The organism is Bacillus sp. ISL-4 (assembly GCF_018613275.1).
In the GTDB taxonomy this organism is placed as follows: domain Bacteria; phylum Bacillota; class Bacilli; order Bacillales; family DSM-1321; genus Peribacillus; species Peribacillus simplex_E.
The window spans coordinates 281,432-296,033 of sequence record NZ_JAGGQN010000014.1 but is presented as its reverse complement, the minus strand read 5'-3'; the positions used below and the strand labels follow the sequence as shown (position 1 = coordinate 296,033).

General features: G+C 42.3%; 18 protein-coding genes and 1 riboswitch. Of the genes, 17 read left to right on the top strand and 1 reads right to left on the bottom strand.

The window, feature by feature from the left end:
* Window positions 1-18 precede the first annotated feature (18 nt).
* From J7J00_RS14045 to J7J00_RS13965, 17 genes are all read left to right on the top strand, one after another.
* On the top strand, window positions 19-1,410 hold the full coding sequence (locus J7J00_RS14045) for an ATP-dependent helicase ComFA (RefSeq protein WP_286201355.1): 1,392 nt from the start codon (window positions 19-21) through the stop codon (window positions 1,408-1,410).
* The gene (locus tag J7J00_RS14040; RefSeq protein WP_214791392.1) at window positions 1,403-2,095 is read left to right on the top strand and encodes a ComFC family protein; all 693 of its coding nucleotides are present in this window, start codon (window positions 1,403-1,405) and stop codon (window positions 2,093-2,095) included. Before J7J00_RS14045 ends, J7J00_RS14040 begins: the two co-directional genes overlap by 8 nt.
* A gap of 96 nt (window positions 2,096-2,191) precedes the next feature.
* Entirely contained in the window at window positions 2,192-2,605 is a 414-nt protein-coding gene (locus J7J00_RS14035; protein WP_214791390.1) for a TIGR03826 family flagellar region protein, read from the top strand.
* Window positions 2,606-2,817: 212 nt separating this feature from the next.
* Window positions 2,818-3,081 carry a flagellar biosynthesis anti-sigma factor FlgM gene (flgM, locus tag J7J00_RS14030; protein ID WP_214791388.1) on the top strand — a complete coding sequence of 88 codons (264 nt, stop codon included), beginning with the start codon at window positions 2,818-2,820 and terminating at the stop codon, window positions 3,079-3,081.
* 77 nt (window positions 3,082-3,158) lie between these two features.
* Window positions 3,159-3,647 carry a flagellar protein FlgN gene (locus J7J00_RS14025; RefSeq protein ID WP_214791386.1) on the top strand — a complete coding sequence of 163 codons (489 nt, stop codon included), beginning with the start codon at window positions 3,159-3,161 and terminating at the stop codon, window positions 3,645-3,647.
* A gap of 30 nt (window positions 3,648-3,677) precedes the next feature.
* Complete coding sequence (flgK, locus tag J7J00_RS14020) at window positions 3,678-5,237, top strand: flagellar hook-associated protein FlgK (RefSeq protein ID WP_214791384.1); 1,560 nt, start codon at window positions 3,678-3,680, stop codon at window positions 5,235-5,237.
* Between the two features lie 15 nt (window positions 5,238-5,252).
* On the top strand, window positions 5,253-6,131 hold the full coding sequence (gene flgL / locus J7J00_RS14015; RefSeq protein ID WP_214791382.1) for a flagellar hook-associated protein FlgL: 879 nt from the start codon (window positions 5,253-5,255) through the stop codon (window positions 6,129-6,131).
* A 44-nt stretch (window positions 6,132-6,175) separates the two neighbouring features.
* On the top strand, window positions 6,176-6,754 hold the full coding sequence (locus tag J7J00_RS14010) for a DUF6470 family protein (RefSeq protein ID WP_214791379.1): 579 nt from the start codon (window positions 6,176-6,178) through the stop codon (window positions 6,752-6,754).
* An 8-nt stretch (window positions 6,755-6,762) separates the two neighbouring features.
* Window positions 6,763-7,206 carry a flagellar assembly protein FliW gene (gene fliW / locus J7J00_RS14005; protein ID WP_214791377.1) on the top strand — a complete coding sequence of 148 codons (444 nt, stop codon included), beginning with the start codon at window positions 6,763-6,765 and terminating at the stop codon, window positions 7,204-7,206.
* Entirely contained in the window at window positions 7,206-7,439 is a 234-nt protein-coding gene (csrA, locus tag J7J00_RS14000; protein WP_141992792.1) for a carbon storage regulator CsrA, read from the top strand. The genes fliW and csrA overlap by 1 nt, the downstream gene beginning before the upstream one ends.
* A 138-nt stretch (window positions 7,440-7,577) precedes the next feature.
* The gene (locus tag J7J00_RS13995; RefSeq protein ID WP_214791375.1) at window positions 7,578-8,849 is read left to right on the top strand and encodes a flagellin N-terminal helical domain-containing protein; all 1,272 of its coding nucleotides are present in this window, start codon (window positions 7,578-7,580) and stop codon (window positions 8,847-8,849) included.
* Between the two features lie 716 nt (window positions 8,850-9,565).
* Complete coding sequence (flaG, locus tag J7J00_RS13990; RefSeq protein ID WP_286201345.1) at window positions 9,566-9,928, top strand: flagellar protein FlaG; 363 nt, start codon at window positions 9,566-9,568, stop codon at window positions 9,926-9,928.
* A gap of 14 nt (window positions 9,929-9,942) precedes the next feature.
* The gene (locus J7J00_RS13985; protein WP_214791373.1) at window positions 9,943-11,454 is read left to right on the top strand and encodes a flagellar hook-associated protein 2; all 1,512 of its coding nucleotides are present in this window, start codon (window positions 9,943-9,945) and stop codon (window positions 11,452-11,454) included.
* Between the two features lie 24 nt (window positions 11,455-11,478).
* Window positions 11,479-11,880 (top strand): flagellar export chaperone FliS, encoded by a 402-nt coding sequence (gene fliS, locus J7J00_RS13980; protein WP_214791371.1) that lies wholly within the window; start codon window positions 11,479-11,481, stop codon window positions 11,878-11,880.
* On the top strand, window positions 11,880-12,224 hold the full coding sequence (gene fliT, locus J7J00_RS13975) for a flagellar protein FliT (RefSeq protein ID WP_214791369.1): 345 nt from the start codon (window positions 11,880-11,882) through the stop codon (window positions 12,222-12,224). The genes fliS and fliT overlap by 1 nt, the downstream gene beginning before the upstream one ends.
* A 252-nt stretch (window positions 12,225-12,476) precedes the next feature.
* On the top strand, window positions 12,477-13,034 hold the full coding sequence (gene hpf, locus J7J00_RS13970) for a ribosome hibernation-promoting factor, HPF/YfiA family (protein WP_214791366.1): 558 nt from the start codon (window positions 12,477-12,479) through the stop codon (window positions 13,032-13,034).
* 483 nt (window positions 13,035-13,517) lie between these two features.
* Window positions 13,518-13,603, top strand: a riboswitch (cyclic di-GMP riboswitch).
* A 31-nt stretch (window positions 13,604-13,634) separates the two neighbouring features.
* The gene (locus J7J00_RS13965; protein ID WP_286178586.1) at window positions 13,635-13,775 is read left to right on the top strand and encodes an anti-repressor SinI family protein; all 141 of its coding nucleotides are present in this window, start codon (window positions 13,635-13,637) and stop codon (window positions 13,773-13,775) included.
* A gap of 149 nt (window positions 13,776-13,924) precedes the next feature.
* On the opposite strand, the gene J7J00_RS13960 is transcribed toward J7J00_RS13965, so the two are convergent.
* Window positions 13,925-14,248 carry a helix-turn-helix domain-containing protein gene (locus tag J7J00_RS13960; RefSeq protein ID WP_063233922.1) on the bottom strand — a complete coding sequence of 108 codons (324 nt, stop codon included), beginning with the start codon at window positions 14,246-14,248 and terminating at the stop codon, window positions 13,925-13,927.
* Window positions 14,249-14,602: the final 354 nt, after the last annotated feature.

Genomic DNA, 14,602 nt, shown 5'->3' with positions numbered 1-14,602 from the left:
GGTTACAGTTTGAAAAACATGAGCATTTCCCCCCCTTATTCCCCGGAACTTCAGAACCATCTCACCGGAAAACACCTTTTGGCCTTCGAAATCCCCTTCTCCCAAGAACTCCTCGCAGAGCACCTCAAGTATGGGTATGTCTCGGAAACTTGCGGCGTTCAATCGGGGAACGGCAGTTATCACTGCGTACGCTGCGGAAACAAAGATCAAACGTTGTTTTATACATTCCCTTGCAAGATTTGCAATCAAGATTGCACATACTGCCGCTCATGCATCATGATGGGACGGGTCAGTGAATGTGCAAAGCTTTATAGGTGGACCGGGCCCGGCATTCAGTTTACGATTCCTGACAATGTGATGAGGTGGGCAGGCACTTTATCAGCAGGTCAACAAAATGCCTCCGACTGTGTCGTTGAAGCCGTGAACGGAAAAGATGAATTCCTGGTATGGGCTGTATGCGGGGCAGGGAAGACGGAGGTTCTATTTCCGGCGATTGAGGCAGCCTTGCATGCCGGGAAACGGATTTGTTTGGCAACACCGCGGACCGATGTCGTTCTCGAACTCTCCCCAAGGTTAAAAAAAGCCTTTCCCGCCATTGACGTCATGACCCTCTATGCCGGCAGTGCAGATAGACATGGCTTTTCGCCACTGACCGTTACCACGACACATCAGCTTTTCCGTTTTAATGAAGCTTTCGATGTCATCATCGTTGATGAAGTCGATGCTTTTCCCTACTCAATTGATGATTCGCTGCATTATGCGGTTAATAAATCGAAAAAGGTTTCTGCGGCGACCATCTACTTGACCGCCACACCTTCGAAACGGATGCAGCGGCTATACCGAAACGGTAAATTGAAAGCCGTCATAATCCCGGCCCGTTATCATCGACAGCCAATTCCTGTCCCTGGAGTGAAGTGGAGCGGCAATTGGCAAAAACTATTTCTTCAACAAAAGATTCCCCCCGCAATTAATGGATGGGTAAGTGAACGCCTTAAGCAGAACATCCCCTTCCTATTGTTTTTTCCAAGCATTCAAGTGATGGAGCAGGCCATTCCGCTGTTCCAAAGACTGTCCCCAAAATTATCGATTGTCCACTCCCGGCACCCTGATCGAAAGGAAAAGGTAATGGCACTAAGGAATGGAATGATTCCAGGATTACTGACAACGACCATCCTGGAACGCGGCGTGACAATTGATCGGTTGGAAGTAGCTGTGATTGGTTCTGAACATGAAGTGTTTTCTGAAAGTGCCCTCGTTCAGATTGCCGGCAGGGTAGGGAGAAGCTTTGCTAACCCTGCCGGGACGATCACCTTTTTTCATTACGGTAAAAGTAAAGCGATGGTCGAGGCGGTTCACCATATACAAATGATGAATAAAGATGCCATGAAAAGGGGGCTGCTCGATGAATAGATGTCTTGTTTGTGATGAGGGAATGAAGCAGGCATTGACATGGAGGAGCTTGCTTAAGCGGGCCGAGGCAAGGGCAATCTGCGATGGATGTGAGGGGAAACTTAATAGGATTACCGGAGAGACGTGTACAATGTGCTCAAGGCAGTTGGACAGGGAATATATAACCAGTGGCCTTTGTCTGGATTGTTCAAGATGGGAAAGGGATGGGGAATGGGGAGGCTATTTGTCGAAGAACATATCGCTATTTCATTACAATGAATACTTAAAAGATATCATTGCTAAATATAAGTACCGGGGGGATTATGCATTAGCTGAGGTTTTCGCTCCTTTTTTGAAAGAAAGGTTAAAGGACATGGAATTTGACCTGGTAACGGCCATCCCGCTTAGTCATGAACGGCTTAGGGAGCGGGGGTTCAACCAAGGGCAGGCTTTGGCAGATCTCATTGGACTTCACACGGTTGAGACTTTGACAAGAATCCATACGGAAAAACAATCAAAAAAATCACGGCAGGAGAGAATCTCATTACCGCAGGTTTTTCAGGTGATGCAATCTGATTTGCTGGAGCATAAATCAATTTTGGTCATCGATGACATTTACACGACAGGCACAACTCTCAGGCATGCAGCGAAAGCATTGATAACGGCTGGGGCCAAAGAAGTATCATCCATCACCCTGGCTAGGTGAAACAGCTTATTTTAATGAACATCCCTAAAGTATCGCCTGGGTTATTCGATATATACACTAAAGAATAATCGCTGTGATGGTGAAGGAGGTGCCTCGATGGAAGTATTCAACTGTCCAAACTGTAATTCGTTATTCGTTATGACGAAATTCCGAGATGTATGCGATGCCTGTTATAAAGAAGAAGAAGCCCAATATGATAAAGTTTATGCATATATTCGCAAGAAAATAAATAGAACGGCGTCCATGATGCAGGTGGTTACGGACACCGGCACTGAAGAAACGTTATTAATTAAATTTGTGAGAACCGGAAAGCTGGCGCAGTTTCCCAATCTAGGAATTCCATGTGAAAGGTGCGGCGCTAACATCAAGAGCGGAAGGTTATGCGGCAAATGCGGCGATTCGCTGCGATCGGATTTGCAGGCATTTGAAAATGAGGAAAAGCGCCTGACTGAAATTCAAGGAAATGATAAAAAAAATACGTACTACATGAAGGATGATCAAAAAGGATAAATCATGGAATCATGATGTGGTATTTGTTAAAATATTCGATATTGAGAACAATATTCGACAATGGGTGTCGAAGGAAAGATTACAGGAAACAATTAAAGAAATCCAATCCTTGTCGATAATAAAGATAGGGAGAATAACACAGTCCAGAGCCATTTTCATGTGTTAGGAATCAATGGGATTTATAAAATCGACCGAAGGAGAGGATCTGGAATATGAAAATCAATAACGTCGGTATGACAGGTGTTAACCCTTATAAACTACAAGCCAATAAAACGGGGAATATACAAGAATCCAAGGTCAAATCCTCGGATAAAGTTGAAATTTCTTCAGCGGCAAAAGAAATGCAGCAATCATCTCCGATTCTTGATGCAAGACAAGCAAAAGTGGACGAATTGAAAATCCAAGTTGAAAAAGGAAATTATAAATTGAATGCACAAGCAACGGCTAAGGGTCTCATCGATTTTTACCGGAAATGAATTTTCAATGAAAAAGCTTGAATGAAGTGGACGGAGCCATTTTCCGTCCTTCATTTATGAGCGGAGGAGGCAGGAAAATGTCTGCACGGAACATCATCGGATCGCTTGAAAAATTGATCAAGCTTCATAAAAGCTTCAATCAATTGGCGATAAGGAAAACGGCCATTTTGAAAGCAAATGATACCGAGGCGATTACTGCCCTGCTGATTTCGGAACAAAAGCATATTAAAGCCATCAGTCAAACGGATAAGGAAAGAGAAAGGGCAGTCGAGGAATTTCTTGCAGCCAATGGAACGGTGGTACAGCCTGCCTCCATCCATACCGTAACGGAGCTGACAGGACCTGAAGAAACGGAAGTCCTTGCAATGCTAAAAACGGAATTGATTGAAGAAGTGTCAAAGCTGAAGGAGAGGAACGGTTTAAATCAGCAATTGATCTATCAGTCCCTTCAATTCATCAATGTCTCTTTGGATATTCTAAGGCCGCAGAACCAGAATCTGAATTACGGGGATTCGGTTAGGAAAACGGCGAAAATCGGCATAGGTATGTTTGATTCCAAAGCATAAGAAGCAGAAAAAAGATGGAGGTGCGAGCAAATGATTTCAACCTTTATGGGTCTTGAGACCGCCAAGCGTGGATTATTCACCTCTCAAGGAGCCTTGTATACAACAGGAAATAATGTGGCCAATGCCAATACATTAGGATATTCAAGGCAGCGGGTCAACTTGGTCCAGACGTCGGGCTTTCCTACTGTCGGTTTGAACAGCCCGCGTGTTGCCGGACAAATTGGGACAGGGGTGACAGCTGAAACGGTTCAGCGGATCCGCGACAGTTTCCTGGATGCACAATACAGGACACAAAGTAATAAAATCGGTTATTACGGGGCCATGAGCGAATCCCTGACGAAAATGGAAGGGATCATGAACGAACCGGCCGACAGCGGATTGGCCGCCACGATGGAGAAGTTCTGGAATTCGCTGCAGGGGCTGACGGCCAATACGGAAAACTCCGGGGCCCGTGAAGTCGTTGCCTCGACGGGTGTCATGGTCGCGGATACCCTGAACTACTACTACAACTCGCTAACGAATGTTCAAACGGATATAGGCAATCAGATAAACGTCAAAGCGAACGAAATCAATACGCTCATCAGCGGTATTGATCAGCTTAACCAACAGATCAGTAAAGTGGAGCCGCATGGTTATATCCCCAATGACCTTTATGATAAACGTGATGTACTCGTGGACAATCTCTCGCAGCTTATCAGCATTAAAGTGAATAACGTCATTCCGACGGATTACGGCAGAGCCAGCGATGTGGCTACAGGGTTATACAACATCGAATTGATGCAAGAAGACGGTTCGTCTTTTGCGCCGCCCATCAATCTTGTCAGTGTTAACCAAACCGGGATGGTGGGAACTTCGAAGGTTGAAGTTAGTCATGATAAAAAGACAGGTATGGTAGACGGATTGAAATTTGGTTCGAAAACATTGACGGATTACAAATTCTCGGGAGAACTATCCGGTTTGATCAAAAGCTTCGGCTATAAGAAGGCTGATGGCACGATCGGCGGTGCTTATCCTGATATGCTGAAAAAGCTCGATAATATGACGACGGCTTTTGTGAATGAGTTCAATGCCATCCATAAACAAGGGTATGCCTTAGGTGATGACAACAATTCAACATTGAACTTCTTTGAACTTGAACCTGGTAAGAGTGCCGCCCAAAGCATCAAGGTGAATAGTGAAATCGTTAAGGATCCCACCAAAATAGCAGCAGGCGGAAAAAGCGGAGGGGCATCCGGTGATAATGAAAATGCCAAACTCCTGGCTGACCTTAAAAAGAAGGCGTTCAGTGAGTACTCGACTAAAGACCAAAACTCTGACGAATTGACGGGAAGCTTCGACACCTATTATTCCGGTATCATCGGAAAGCTTGGCGTGGATTCCCAAAGTGCCCAAAAGAACCTTTCCAATTCTGTCGTGCTTGCTGCATCGGTCAATCTAAATAGGGAGTCCGTCAGTTCCGTATCCCTTGATGAAGAAATGACAGACATGATCAAATTCCAGCAGGCATACAACGCATCTGCAAGAATGATGACGATGATGGATGAAATGCTCGATAAAATCATAAACGGAATGGGTACGGCAGGCCGATGATAGGAGGGGACGAACATGCGGGTAACGCAATCGATGCTAACCAATAATATGTTGAGCAATTTAAGCAGCAGTTACGAAAAGATGTCCAAGCTGCAAGAGCAGGTTTCCTCTCAAAAGAAATTCTCCAAACCATCCGATAACCCTGTTGCAGCCATGATGGGAATGGGGTACCGAACAAACCTCAATCAAATAGGGCAGTATCAAAGTAACATTGCCGAGGCGACCAATTGGATCGACAGCACGGATGATGCCATTACGGAAGCGGTTTCCGCCATGCAGCGGATTCGTGAATTAACCATTCAGGGCAGCAATGGCACGTATGAAGGAGAACAATTTAAAACCATTACTGAAGAAATTAAACAATTAAAAGAACATCTCATAACTCTTGGCGACACACAGATTGGCGGGAAGTATATTTTCAACGGTCAGGATACGAATGTGAGACCATCGTCAGTTAAAGATGCGAATGGAAATACGGTGTATGGCACAGGGGACATAAACCTTGAAGTGTTTTCCGGGATTTCCCTTAAAATCAATACGGACGGTTCCAAGATTTTTGGTGATGCACTCGCTTCCGGCGGAAGCATCGACCGGACAATCGATGCACTCGAAAACGGCGGGGACGTGAGCGGGACGCTTGAAGGACTTGACGCAACGATAAATACTTTCTTAGGCATGCAGGCACAGGTTGGCGCAAGGCAGAATCGGATTGAGCTGATGACGGACCGTCTCAAGCAGCAGGAGGTTTTTGCCACTGAAATCCTTTCGAAAAATGAGGATGTCGATATCGAAAAGGCGATCATGGATTTGACGACCCAGGAAAGTGTCCATAGTGCTGCATTAAGTATCGGAGCAAAAATCATGCAACCGAGTTTATTGGATTTTCTTCGCTAAGCTATTCTTAAATGGATAGCTTTTTTCTATAAGGAGTGTTGAAGATGCAGATCCCACAAATCAGATTGCAATCCACCCCAATGAAGATTGGATTGAATATAGAGCGGCCTGTACAGCAAATCGAACAGAAGGCGGCGGTCCAATCTATCGAACAGCCGCAAGCCATACTGGAGACTCAAACCGCCCCAGGCAAGCTGACGATTGATCAGTCAAAGGCAAGGGAAGACATGGATTTGAAAAGTCTCTCAAGAAGAGTCGATGAATTTGCGAAGCAGGGATATCAAAATTGGCTGGCGGGTATGGCAAGACGTGCCCAGCAGGGAACAGAGCTGAGGCATATTGAAAAAGGCGGTAATCCACTCGCTGAACAGGCCAGGCAAAACAGCAAAGGGCCTGATAAGCAATTCAATCTCGGCTGGATTCCCTCTCATTTCAGCGTGAAGCTTGACTACCAGCCTGCCCAAGTGAAGATTGAAGCAACCGCTCAAAAACCGATCATTGATGCTCAAATCAATGGGGCGAACCATACATACACACCAGGAAGTGTGGATGTCGAAATTCTACAAAAAAATGCGCTGGATATAGATTTCATCAATCTATTTCCGAATGAGATAGGGCAGTGAAAACATAGATGATCATACAAACAAAGTTTCATGGCGAACTAGAATTGGCAGAGAAAGAGATTTATGTATTTGAAAGCGGGATACCAGGATTTTTAGAAGAAAAACAGTTTTGCTTGCTAGCTTTGGATGACACGCCATTTTTCGTCCTGCAATCGATAGAAACAAAAGAGCTTGCCTTCATTGTAATGGACCCATTTGAAGTGTTTCGTGATTACGAAGTGAAGCTTACGGATGAGGTGTTATCTTCTTTACAAATTGAAATGGAACTGGAAGTCATCACTTTCGTCATCTTAACGATCCAGGACCCTTTCAATGAAACGACGGCCAATCTCCAAGCTCCCATCATCATAAACGGCCCCAAAAAAATCGGTAAGCAATTTATCATGAATGCTAGTGAATACCGTACAAAGCACAGACTGTTTGAACCTCCAGCAGAACAGGAGGGGAAATGATGCTCGTATTGACCAGAAAACCAAATGAAGCGATCATGATTGGCGATGATATCGAAATTACGATCCTGTCCGTTGAGGGGGAACAGATCAAACTGGGAATCAATGCCCCTAAAAACGTCGATATCCATAGGAAGGAAGTCTACCTGTCGATCCAGCAGGAAAATAGAAAAGCCTCAAAAACAGAAACTAATTTTCTGGAAAATATAAATGAGTATTTCAAGAAAAAATCGTAAAATCCGCTAAATATGTTTCCAAGCAAGTCGATATTAACTATACAACGATGGGCAGTGAAATAGGCGGCCGACTTATTCAATGCCCATCGTAAACAACCACATGGACGTGGGGACTTAAGACTCAAGGAGGAAACATAAATGATTATCAATCACAATATCTCAGCTCTAAACACGCACCGTCAATTATCAAGTGCAACGAATGCACAATCCAAATCAATGGAGAAACTAGCTTCAGGGATGCGCATCAACCGTGCAGGCGATGACGCAGCCGGTCTTGCAATCTCTGAAAAAATGCGTGGACAAATCCGCGGATTGGACCAAGCTTCCCGTAACTCACAAGATGCCATCTCATTGATCCAAACTGCTGAAGGTGCATTAAACGAAACGACTGACATCCTTCAACGCATGCGTGAGCTTGCTACCCAAGCATCAACGGATACTAATACAACTAGTGACCGTGGAGAAATCCAAAAGGAAATCGATTCATTAACATCTGAAATCAACCGTATCGGTAATACGACTGAATTCAATACACAGAAATTATTGAATGGTTCTAAGGATTCAGCAACTGCAGCTCAACCCGCAGTACCAGCTTCTCCTGCTAAGGCCGGTAGCGTAACATCAACAGGAACATTAAGTACAACTGCAGGCGACACAGTAGTAGTCGATGGAAAAACATTTAAAGTTGCCGCTGCTAATGATGCCGCTGCTGGAGAGTTCACAGATCTTGATGGATTAATTGCTGCTATTGGAGCAGATGCTGAATTAAGCGCTAAGTACACTGCAACTAATGATGGCGGACAACTTAAACTAGAACAAAAGACTGGAGCTGAATCTGCAACTGCAGTAACTATCACTGGAACTGGCGGTCTATCTGTAGATGCTGCTGAAACTGTAGATGGGTCTGCTGAAGTAAAAGCCAAAGAAGCTGTTGAAGCTGGAGCAGGTCTTCAATTCCAAATCGGTGCAAACGAAAATCAAAGCCTGACACTTGAAATTGGTGATATGCGTGCAAGTGCTCTTGGATTGACTGGTACTGCTGGTGATGCTGGGTTCACAGCTGCTAATGGCGTAAGTGACGGTACTAATTCTACCGCTGAAGAAGCTGGCCTGGATGTTTCTAACGCTAAAAACGCATCAGCTGCTATTACAAAAATTCAATCTGCGATTGACACTGTTTCAGCAGAACGTTCTAAACTAGGTGCTAACCAAAACCGTTTAGAGCATACGATCAATAACTTAGGTACTTCTTCTGAAAACCTGACTGCTGCTGAATCACGTGTTCGTGATACAGATATGGCTAAAACAATGATGGAGCAAACTAAAAACTCCATCTTGGCGCAAGCATCTCAAGCAATGCTCGCACAAGCAAATCAGCAACCGCAGGGCGTTCTTCAGTTACTTCGGTAATTAAATAGTTAGCCTATTAATAAAGGGTCTGACACTTTGTGTTAGGCTCTTTTATTTGTACTGATTTAAGGGTGCAAGGAACACTACGATGCAGAAAAAAGGGATTACTGACCCTTAAAAAGGGACCATCCGTTTATCTACCACCAAGGAATCTTATGACTACAATCCTAATGATATTATCTTCATTGAGTATGATGGGACTACAAAATACGTAGATGAAGATGTGATTACTGTGTATGGTGAAATGACTGGTGAACACAGCTATCAATCCCAAGCTGGATGGGATATATCCATTCCTAGTATGTTCGCAAATTCATTTGAATAAAAAGGGAGTTCTATAAATTAAAATCATCAGTCATAATTTTTTTCGAACGTAGAGAAGTGATTATCACCCTCAGTTTTAATCTTTCTAATTTTAAAAAAAGACTGTAGATAAAAGGATTTCTATCTAAATGTTAAAACAAGGTTGATTGGAACGGCAAGTGCGAGACTCCTGCGGGAGATAAGTGTCCAAGGGAGACCCCGCGGAAAGCGGGTGCCTGGAGTGGAAATCAACTAGACTCCAGTTATTCTTCTGGAGTTTTTTAGTAGAATCTCTTTTATAGAAAAAGGTCATTCATGAAAGTCTACAGTTGAAACCAAAATCAACGCTTGACTAAATATAAAACTGTAAGAACCGATATAAAAAGTAAACAGACATATTGGGGGCTATTTAGATGCTGGAGACTTTGTCCACGAATATTCTTTCCTCACAACTTAGAACAGCCATCTCAGATGGAATTAGTTCATATTATCAGCGGGAAATGAATACGCTTGCCTATTCGGAGCAAAGTGTGGAATCTACTGATGAGCCTTCAAAAGAAAAGGTGCAGGAAATGGTGGATAGTTTGAACACCTTCCTGAATCCGACACATACGGCCGTTCGTTTTGAATATCACGAGAAGCTGAATGAGTACTTTGTCAAGGTAGTCGATGACGTGACGGATGAGACGATCAGGGAAATTCCACCGAAGAAGTTATTGGATTTCTATGCGGCAATGACGGAGTTTGTCGGCATAATGGTGGATGAAAAAATATAAGCGGGTGATTTATTTTGGTACGAATCAGTGGTTTAGCAAGCGGGATGGACATCGATGAACTAGTTAAGAGCATGATGCAGGCAGAACGGGTGCCGTTGGATAAATTAACACAGAAAAAGCAGTATTCCGAGTGGCAGCGGGATGATTACCGTTCGATAAATACAGCTTTATCAGAATTGGATACGCTCATTCGTGATGGAATTGGGAAGCAGTCTTCTTTCATTAAAAAGAAGGTGTCGGTATCGAATCCAGATGCTGTATCAGTGAGAAATGTGAATTCGACCAGTGATTTTTCCGGGAATATACAAGTGAATGGACTTGCCAAAGCAGCAACCATGACAAGTACGGAAAAATCAGCTGTTATTGACCCCAAAAAGAAACTTTCGGAATTGGGTTTTACGACACCACAAGATATTACGATACGCGCCATCAATAAAGATGGCGGTTTTGATACGGAAGTAAAAGATGGAGTGACAGTGGAAAAACCGTACACGCTTACCCTTAATGCGGACGATACGTTAGAGAGTGTGATAAATAAAATTAACGCTAACTCGGGAGTGACTCTATTTTTCGATGAAACGTCCCAGCAGTTTTCCATCACTGCTAAAAATACCGGTGATGTTAAAGGTCGGCCTGAAATTGAATTGGGATGCACCGGAGATTTTTTCGATACGTTAAAAATGGGCAGTAACAATGAAGGGGCTGGCGGCTCAAAAGGGGAAAATGCGTCCATAGTTTATAATGGACTGGAAATTTCCCGGCCTTCGAATACGTTTCAGATTAATGGAGCGGAAATAACGGTAAAGCAAAAAACGACCGATACAGTCACATTCTCATCAAAAGCTGATGTGGATGCCATCCTGGATACAATCACTCAGTTTGTGAATAAATACAATGAAGTCATTAAAAAGGTTCAAGATAAAACGGGTGAAGCGAAATATCGATCCTTTACGCCGCTTACCTCTGAGCAAAAGAAGGCAATGACAGAGGATGAAGTGAAGCTGTGGGAAGAAAAGGCGAAGAGCGGAACGTTAAAAAGCGATTCGACATTAAAAAGTCTCCTGACCACAATGAGGTCATCTCTATACACCTCGGTGGATGGAATCACTGGAAAAAACAATCTCAGCAGTTTGGGGATCACCACGACCAAGAATTATTTGGAGGGCGGTAAATTAACGATTGATGAGGACAAGCTCCGGACAGCCATTAGTGAGGATCCCAATGCGATTTATGATATGTTCATGGCCAATGGTTCGGAAAAGAGCGACAAAGGCCTCGCGCGCCGGTTGAGGGATGATATAGAATCATCGATGAAGATGATTACTGAAAAAGCCGGAAAGGCCGGCTATGTTAATAACAATTTTACAATCGGAAAATTGGTTGACGGGCTGGACAAGAAGATCTCAACATTTGAAGCAAAGTTAACGAAATTGGAATCACGTTACTACAACCAGTTCACGGCGATGGAAAAAGCGATTCAAAAGGCAAACAGCCAAAGTGCAACGTTAGCTTCTTATTTTAGTTAAGGTAAGTTGGAAAGGAAGTTAAGTATGGCGATAAATAATCCATATCAATCGTATCAGCAAAATTCAGTCAATACAGCATCCCCGGGAGAGCTTACATTAATGCTTTATAATGGCTGTTTGAAGTTCATCATGCTTGGGAAGAAGGGCATTGAAGCAGGAAATATCGAAGCGAAGAATACGAACATCATCAAGGCGCAAAATATTATCCGCGAATTGATGGTGACGCTGAATATGGATACGGATGTATCCAAAGATATGATGAGTCTGTATGATTTCATGAACCGGCGTCTGATCAAAGCGAATATGAAAAATGACCTTTCTACCTTGGAAGAAGTGGAAGGACTTGTTACTGAGCTCCGGAATACTTGGAAGGAAGTAATTCAGATCAATCGGAAAAAACAATTTACCCAAAGCGGTCAAGTGTAATGATAATTAGAACCTTTCATGATTTGACTGCTGAATTGCTTGCCGTTCTGGAAGATCGCACGATCACAGAGCGTGATGATAAAATAGAAAGGATCACAAAGCTGATTGATCAGCGGGATGGGCTTCTTTCTCAAATCAAACCGCCTTTTACTGGTGAAGAGCAACAGCTGGGCCGTGCAGTACTGTTGCTCAACCAACAGGTCGATCACTTGCTAAAGCTCCAAAAGCAGGAGATACAGCGGGATATCCAGGAAATAAATAAGAAGAAACGATCATCCAGTAAATACACGGACCCGTATGAAAGTCTGTCAGTGGATGGCATGTTTTATGATAAAAGAAACTGATTACCCTGCCTTTTGGATTCCAAACGGTTTTTATGTTAAATATTTTTAAATTTTCTGTAAATAATATAGGCTTAATTTTTTCTTTATAGCATAGCATTTGATATAATGAAGCTAGGGCAGACATCAACCCTTTCCAAACCTTCCGACAATTGTTTCATTATTTCGACATATTTCATGATGTGTTTCTAAAGGGAACCGGAGGGGTATTGTAGAATCTAACTGTATAGTCTTAATTTAAGGAGGACTCACTTTATGAATTACAACGTACGCGGTGAAAACATTGAGGTAACTCCAGCAATTCGAGAATACGTCGAAAAGAAAATTGGCAAGTTAGAACGATATTTTAACAATACACCAGATGCAAATGTGTTAGTGAATTTAAAAGTGAACAATAATACATCTAAGGTCGAAGTGACGATTCCTATGCAGAATTTGGTTCTTCGCGCTGAAGAGGAAAATGCGGATATGTATGCTGCCATTGACTTGATCAATGATAAGCTTGAACGCCAAATTCGTAAACATAAAACGAAGGTCAACCGTAAGTTCCGGAACAATCTATCGACAACACCCGATGCATTCGCCTTCAATATGGATGTTGACGAAGTGGTGGATGAATTCGAAGACGATAATGATATTGAAGTGGTCCGCAATAAGCGCTTTGATTTAAAGCCGATGGACAGTGAAGAAGCGATTTTACAAATGAATATGCTTGGTCACAGTTTCTTCGTTTACACGAATGCGGATACTAATACAACAAACGTAGTGTACCGCCGAAAAGATGGGCGCTATGGATTAATTGAACCTAGTTAACTATTAATCTAAGATCAAAAGCACAACCCAGTCTCTGGGTTGTGCTTTTTTAATAGAATTCGTTGGCTGTTGTTTTTAAAATTTTGTTCTCTAAAACATCGGAAAGTTCATTTCGAAGAACAAAAAATGTTCTTTATTAAGATAAATAGTCAGTTTTTTCTATTTAAATACCCCTAACTTTTGCACTATACTCGAATTTTTAGTTCTTTAAAAAGAACAACTAGTTATTTATGGATGCACTTATAATTGAGAGAATCAATATACCCCAACGAAATATTAAGAGAAGCAATATTTACCATTATACAAAAAAGCGAAATTGAATTAGTCAATGATAAATTACCTGCACTATGAATTTTCTTAATTTTGTAATATTTTGTCGGATAAAAGTTTTTGCTTTTATGTGGATTACCGACATAAAATAGCAATATATGGAGTATGTATCCGTTATAATATGATTATAGGTATTGTATTTGGTAATAAATACCATGACAAAGGCAAACTTATTGAAAGATTGGGGCGCAAAGGCACAGGTCTAAGGTCCTTGTGACTATGATGGCTGGTCTGCCTGAAATACAAAGAGTATTTTAGGAGGTAGAAGAGGTGGCTAATGTGGCAATGGATCAAGAATGGGTGAAATTGATTTCAGAAGCAAGGAGCTTGGGTTTCAAAAAAGAGGAAATCAGTGCTTTTTTAAAAAGGGAAAGCCTTGAGGTATCTTTTGAGGAGAACGATGGAAAATAGGTTTCGAACAAGATCGAGAACATCCCTATAAACAGTGGTTCGGTCCATTAGCTGTTTATAGGGTTTATTTCTCCTTGAGATTTTAGCGAGTCTAGCTTATTCAAACTGTATTCTTCAGGATTATGTAGGTAAACTAGTGCACTACCACTCTACTCCTCTTTATCTTTTCTCCATTTATTAAACTCGATGAATTCCCTGAATTGTTGTTTTGAAACACCTGAATTCATGGCTTCCTCAACGATTTTCATCCAGTCAGTGTCCAAGGTTTCCTTGTTTGGTGCATCATAAAGCAGGGCATCTACAGGAATGTTAAGTACGGCGGAGATTTTTTCAAGAAATTGAATAGAAGGATTCGTTTGTAAGTTCCGCTCGAGCGAACTTAAATAAGACTTTGCCACACCCGCTTTATCGGCAAGTTCAGTCATCGACATTTTCTTTTCTTCTCGCAGTTTTTTTACACGTTCACCAATCATCAATACCACCTCGAAACATGTTCTATTTATCTTCCGCTATTAAGTTTCAGTAGCCCACCTTATCATTCAAAACATGACGCCTGTAAGGTTGGATTACCTTGACATGCTATCGCTAGAGGGGACACAGCATCTAGTAATGGAAGGTTATGGATAATTCTCATTTACATATGGAATAGTGGGGGGGTTGCAACATATTTTTTATACTTCCTTCTATTTTAACAGTTTTACTCCTCATTTATCCATTGTTTTTCGCAAGAATTGAATTCAGGTCTATACCAGGTAAGTGACATGAAGTTGTACCTCTAGAATAGAAGTGGTAAAATTAAGCGTGCATTAGTAATAATAGAAGTTGTG

What these genes read in the sequence shown, in the direction of transcription:
- J7J00_RS14045 (WP_286201355.1), top strand. Translation starts at nt 19, where the DNA reads ATGAGCATTTCCCCCCCTTATTCCCCGGAACTTCAGAACCATCTCACC.
- J7J00_RS14040 (WP_214791392.1), top strand. Translation starts at nt 1,403, where the DNA reads ATGAATAGATGTCTTGTTTGTGATGAGGGAATGAAGCAGGCATTGACA.
- J7J00_RS14035 (WP_214791390.1), top strand. Translation starts at nt 2,192, where the DNA reads ATGGAAGTATTCAACTGTCCAAACTGTAATTCGTTATTCGTTATGACG.
- flgM (WP_214791388.1), top strand. Translation starts at nt 2,818, where the DNA reads ATGAAAATCAATAACGTCGGTATGACAGGTGTTAACCCTTATAAACTA.
- J7J00_RS14025 (WP_214791386.1), top strand. Translation starts at nt 3,159, where the DNA reads ATGTCTGCACGGAACATCATCGGATCGCTTGAAAAATTGATCAAGCTT.
- flgK (WP_214791384.1), top strand. Translation starts at nt 3,678, where the DNA reads ATGATTTCAACCTTTATGGGTCTTGAGACCGCCAAGCGTGGATTATTC.
- flgL (WP_214791382.1), top strand. Translation starts at nt 5,253, where the DNA reads ATGCGGGTAACGCAATCGATGCTAACCAATAATATGTTGAGCAATTTA.
- J7J00_RS14010 (WP_214791379.1), top strand. Translation starts at nt 6,176, where the DNA reads ATGCAGATCCCACAAATCAGATTGCAATCCACCCCAATGAAGATTGGA.
- fliW (WP_214791377.1), top strand. Translation starts at nt 6,763, where the DNA reads ATGATCATACAAACAAAGTTTCATGGCGAACTAGAATTGGCAGAGAAA.
- csrA (WP_141992792.1), top strand. Translation starts at nt 7,206, where the DNA reads ATGCTCGTATTGACCAGAAAACCAAATGAAGCGATCATGATTGGCGAT.
- J7J00_RS13995 (WP_214791375.1), top strand. Translation starts at nt 7,578, where the DNA reads ATGATTATCAATCACAATATCTCAGCTCTAAACACGCACCGTCAATTA.
- flaG (WP_286201345.1), top strand. Translation starts at nt 9,566, where the DNA reads ATGCTGGAGACTTTGTCCACGAATATTCTTTCCTCACAACTTAGAACA.
- fliS (WP_214791371.1), top strand. Translation starts at nt 11,479, where the DNA reads ATGGCGATAAATAATCCATATCAATCGTATCAGCAAAATTCAGTCAAT.
- fliT (WP_214791369.1), top strand. Translation starts at nt 11,880, where the DNA reads ATGATAATTAGAACCTTTCATGATTTGACTGCTGAATTGCTTGCCGTT.
- hpf (WP_214791366.1), top strand. Translation starts at nt 12,477, where the DNA reads ATGAATTACAACGTACGCGGTGAAAACATTGAGGTAACTCCAGCAATT.
- J7J00_RS13960 (WP_063233922.1), bottom strand. Translation starts at nt 14,248, where the DNA reads ATGATTGGTGAACGTGTAAAAAAACTGCGAGAAGAAAAGAAAATGTCG.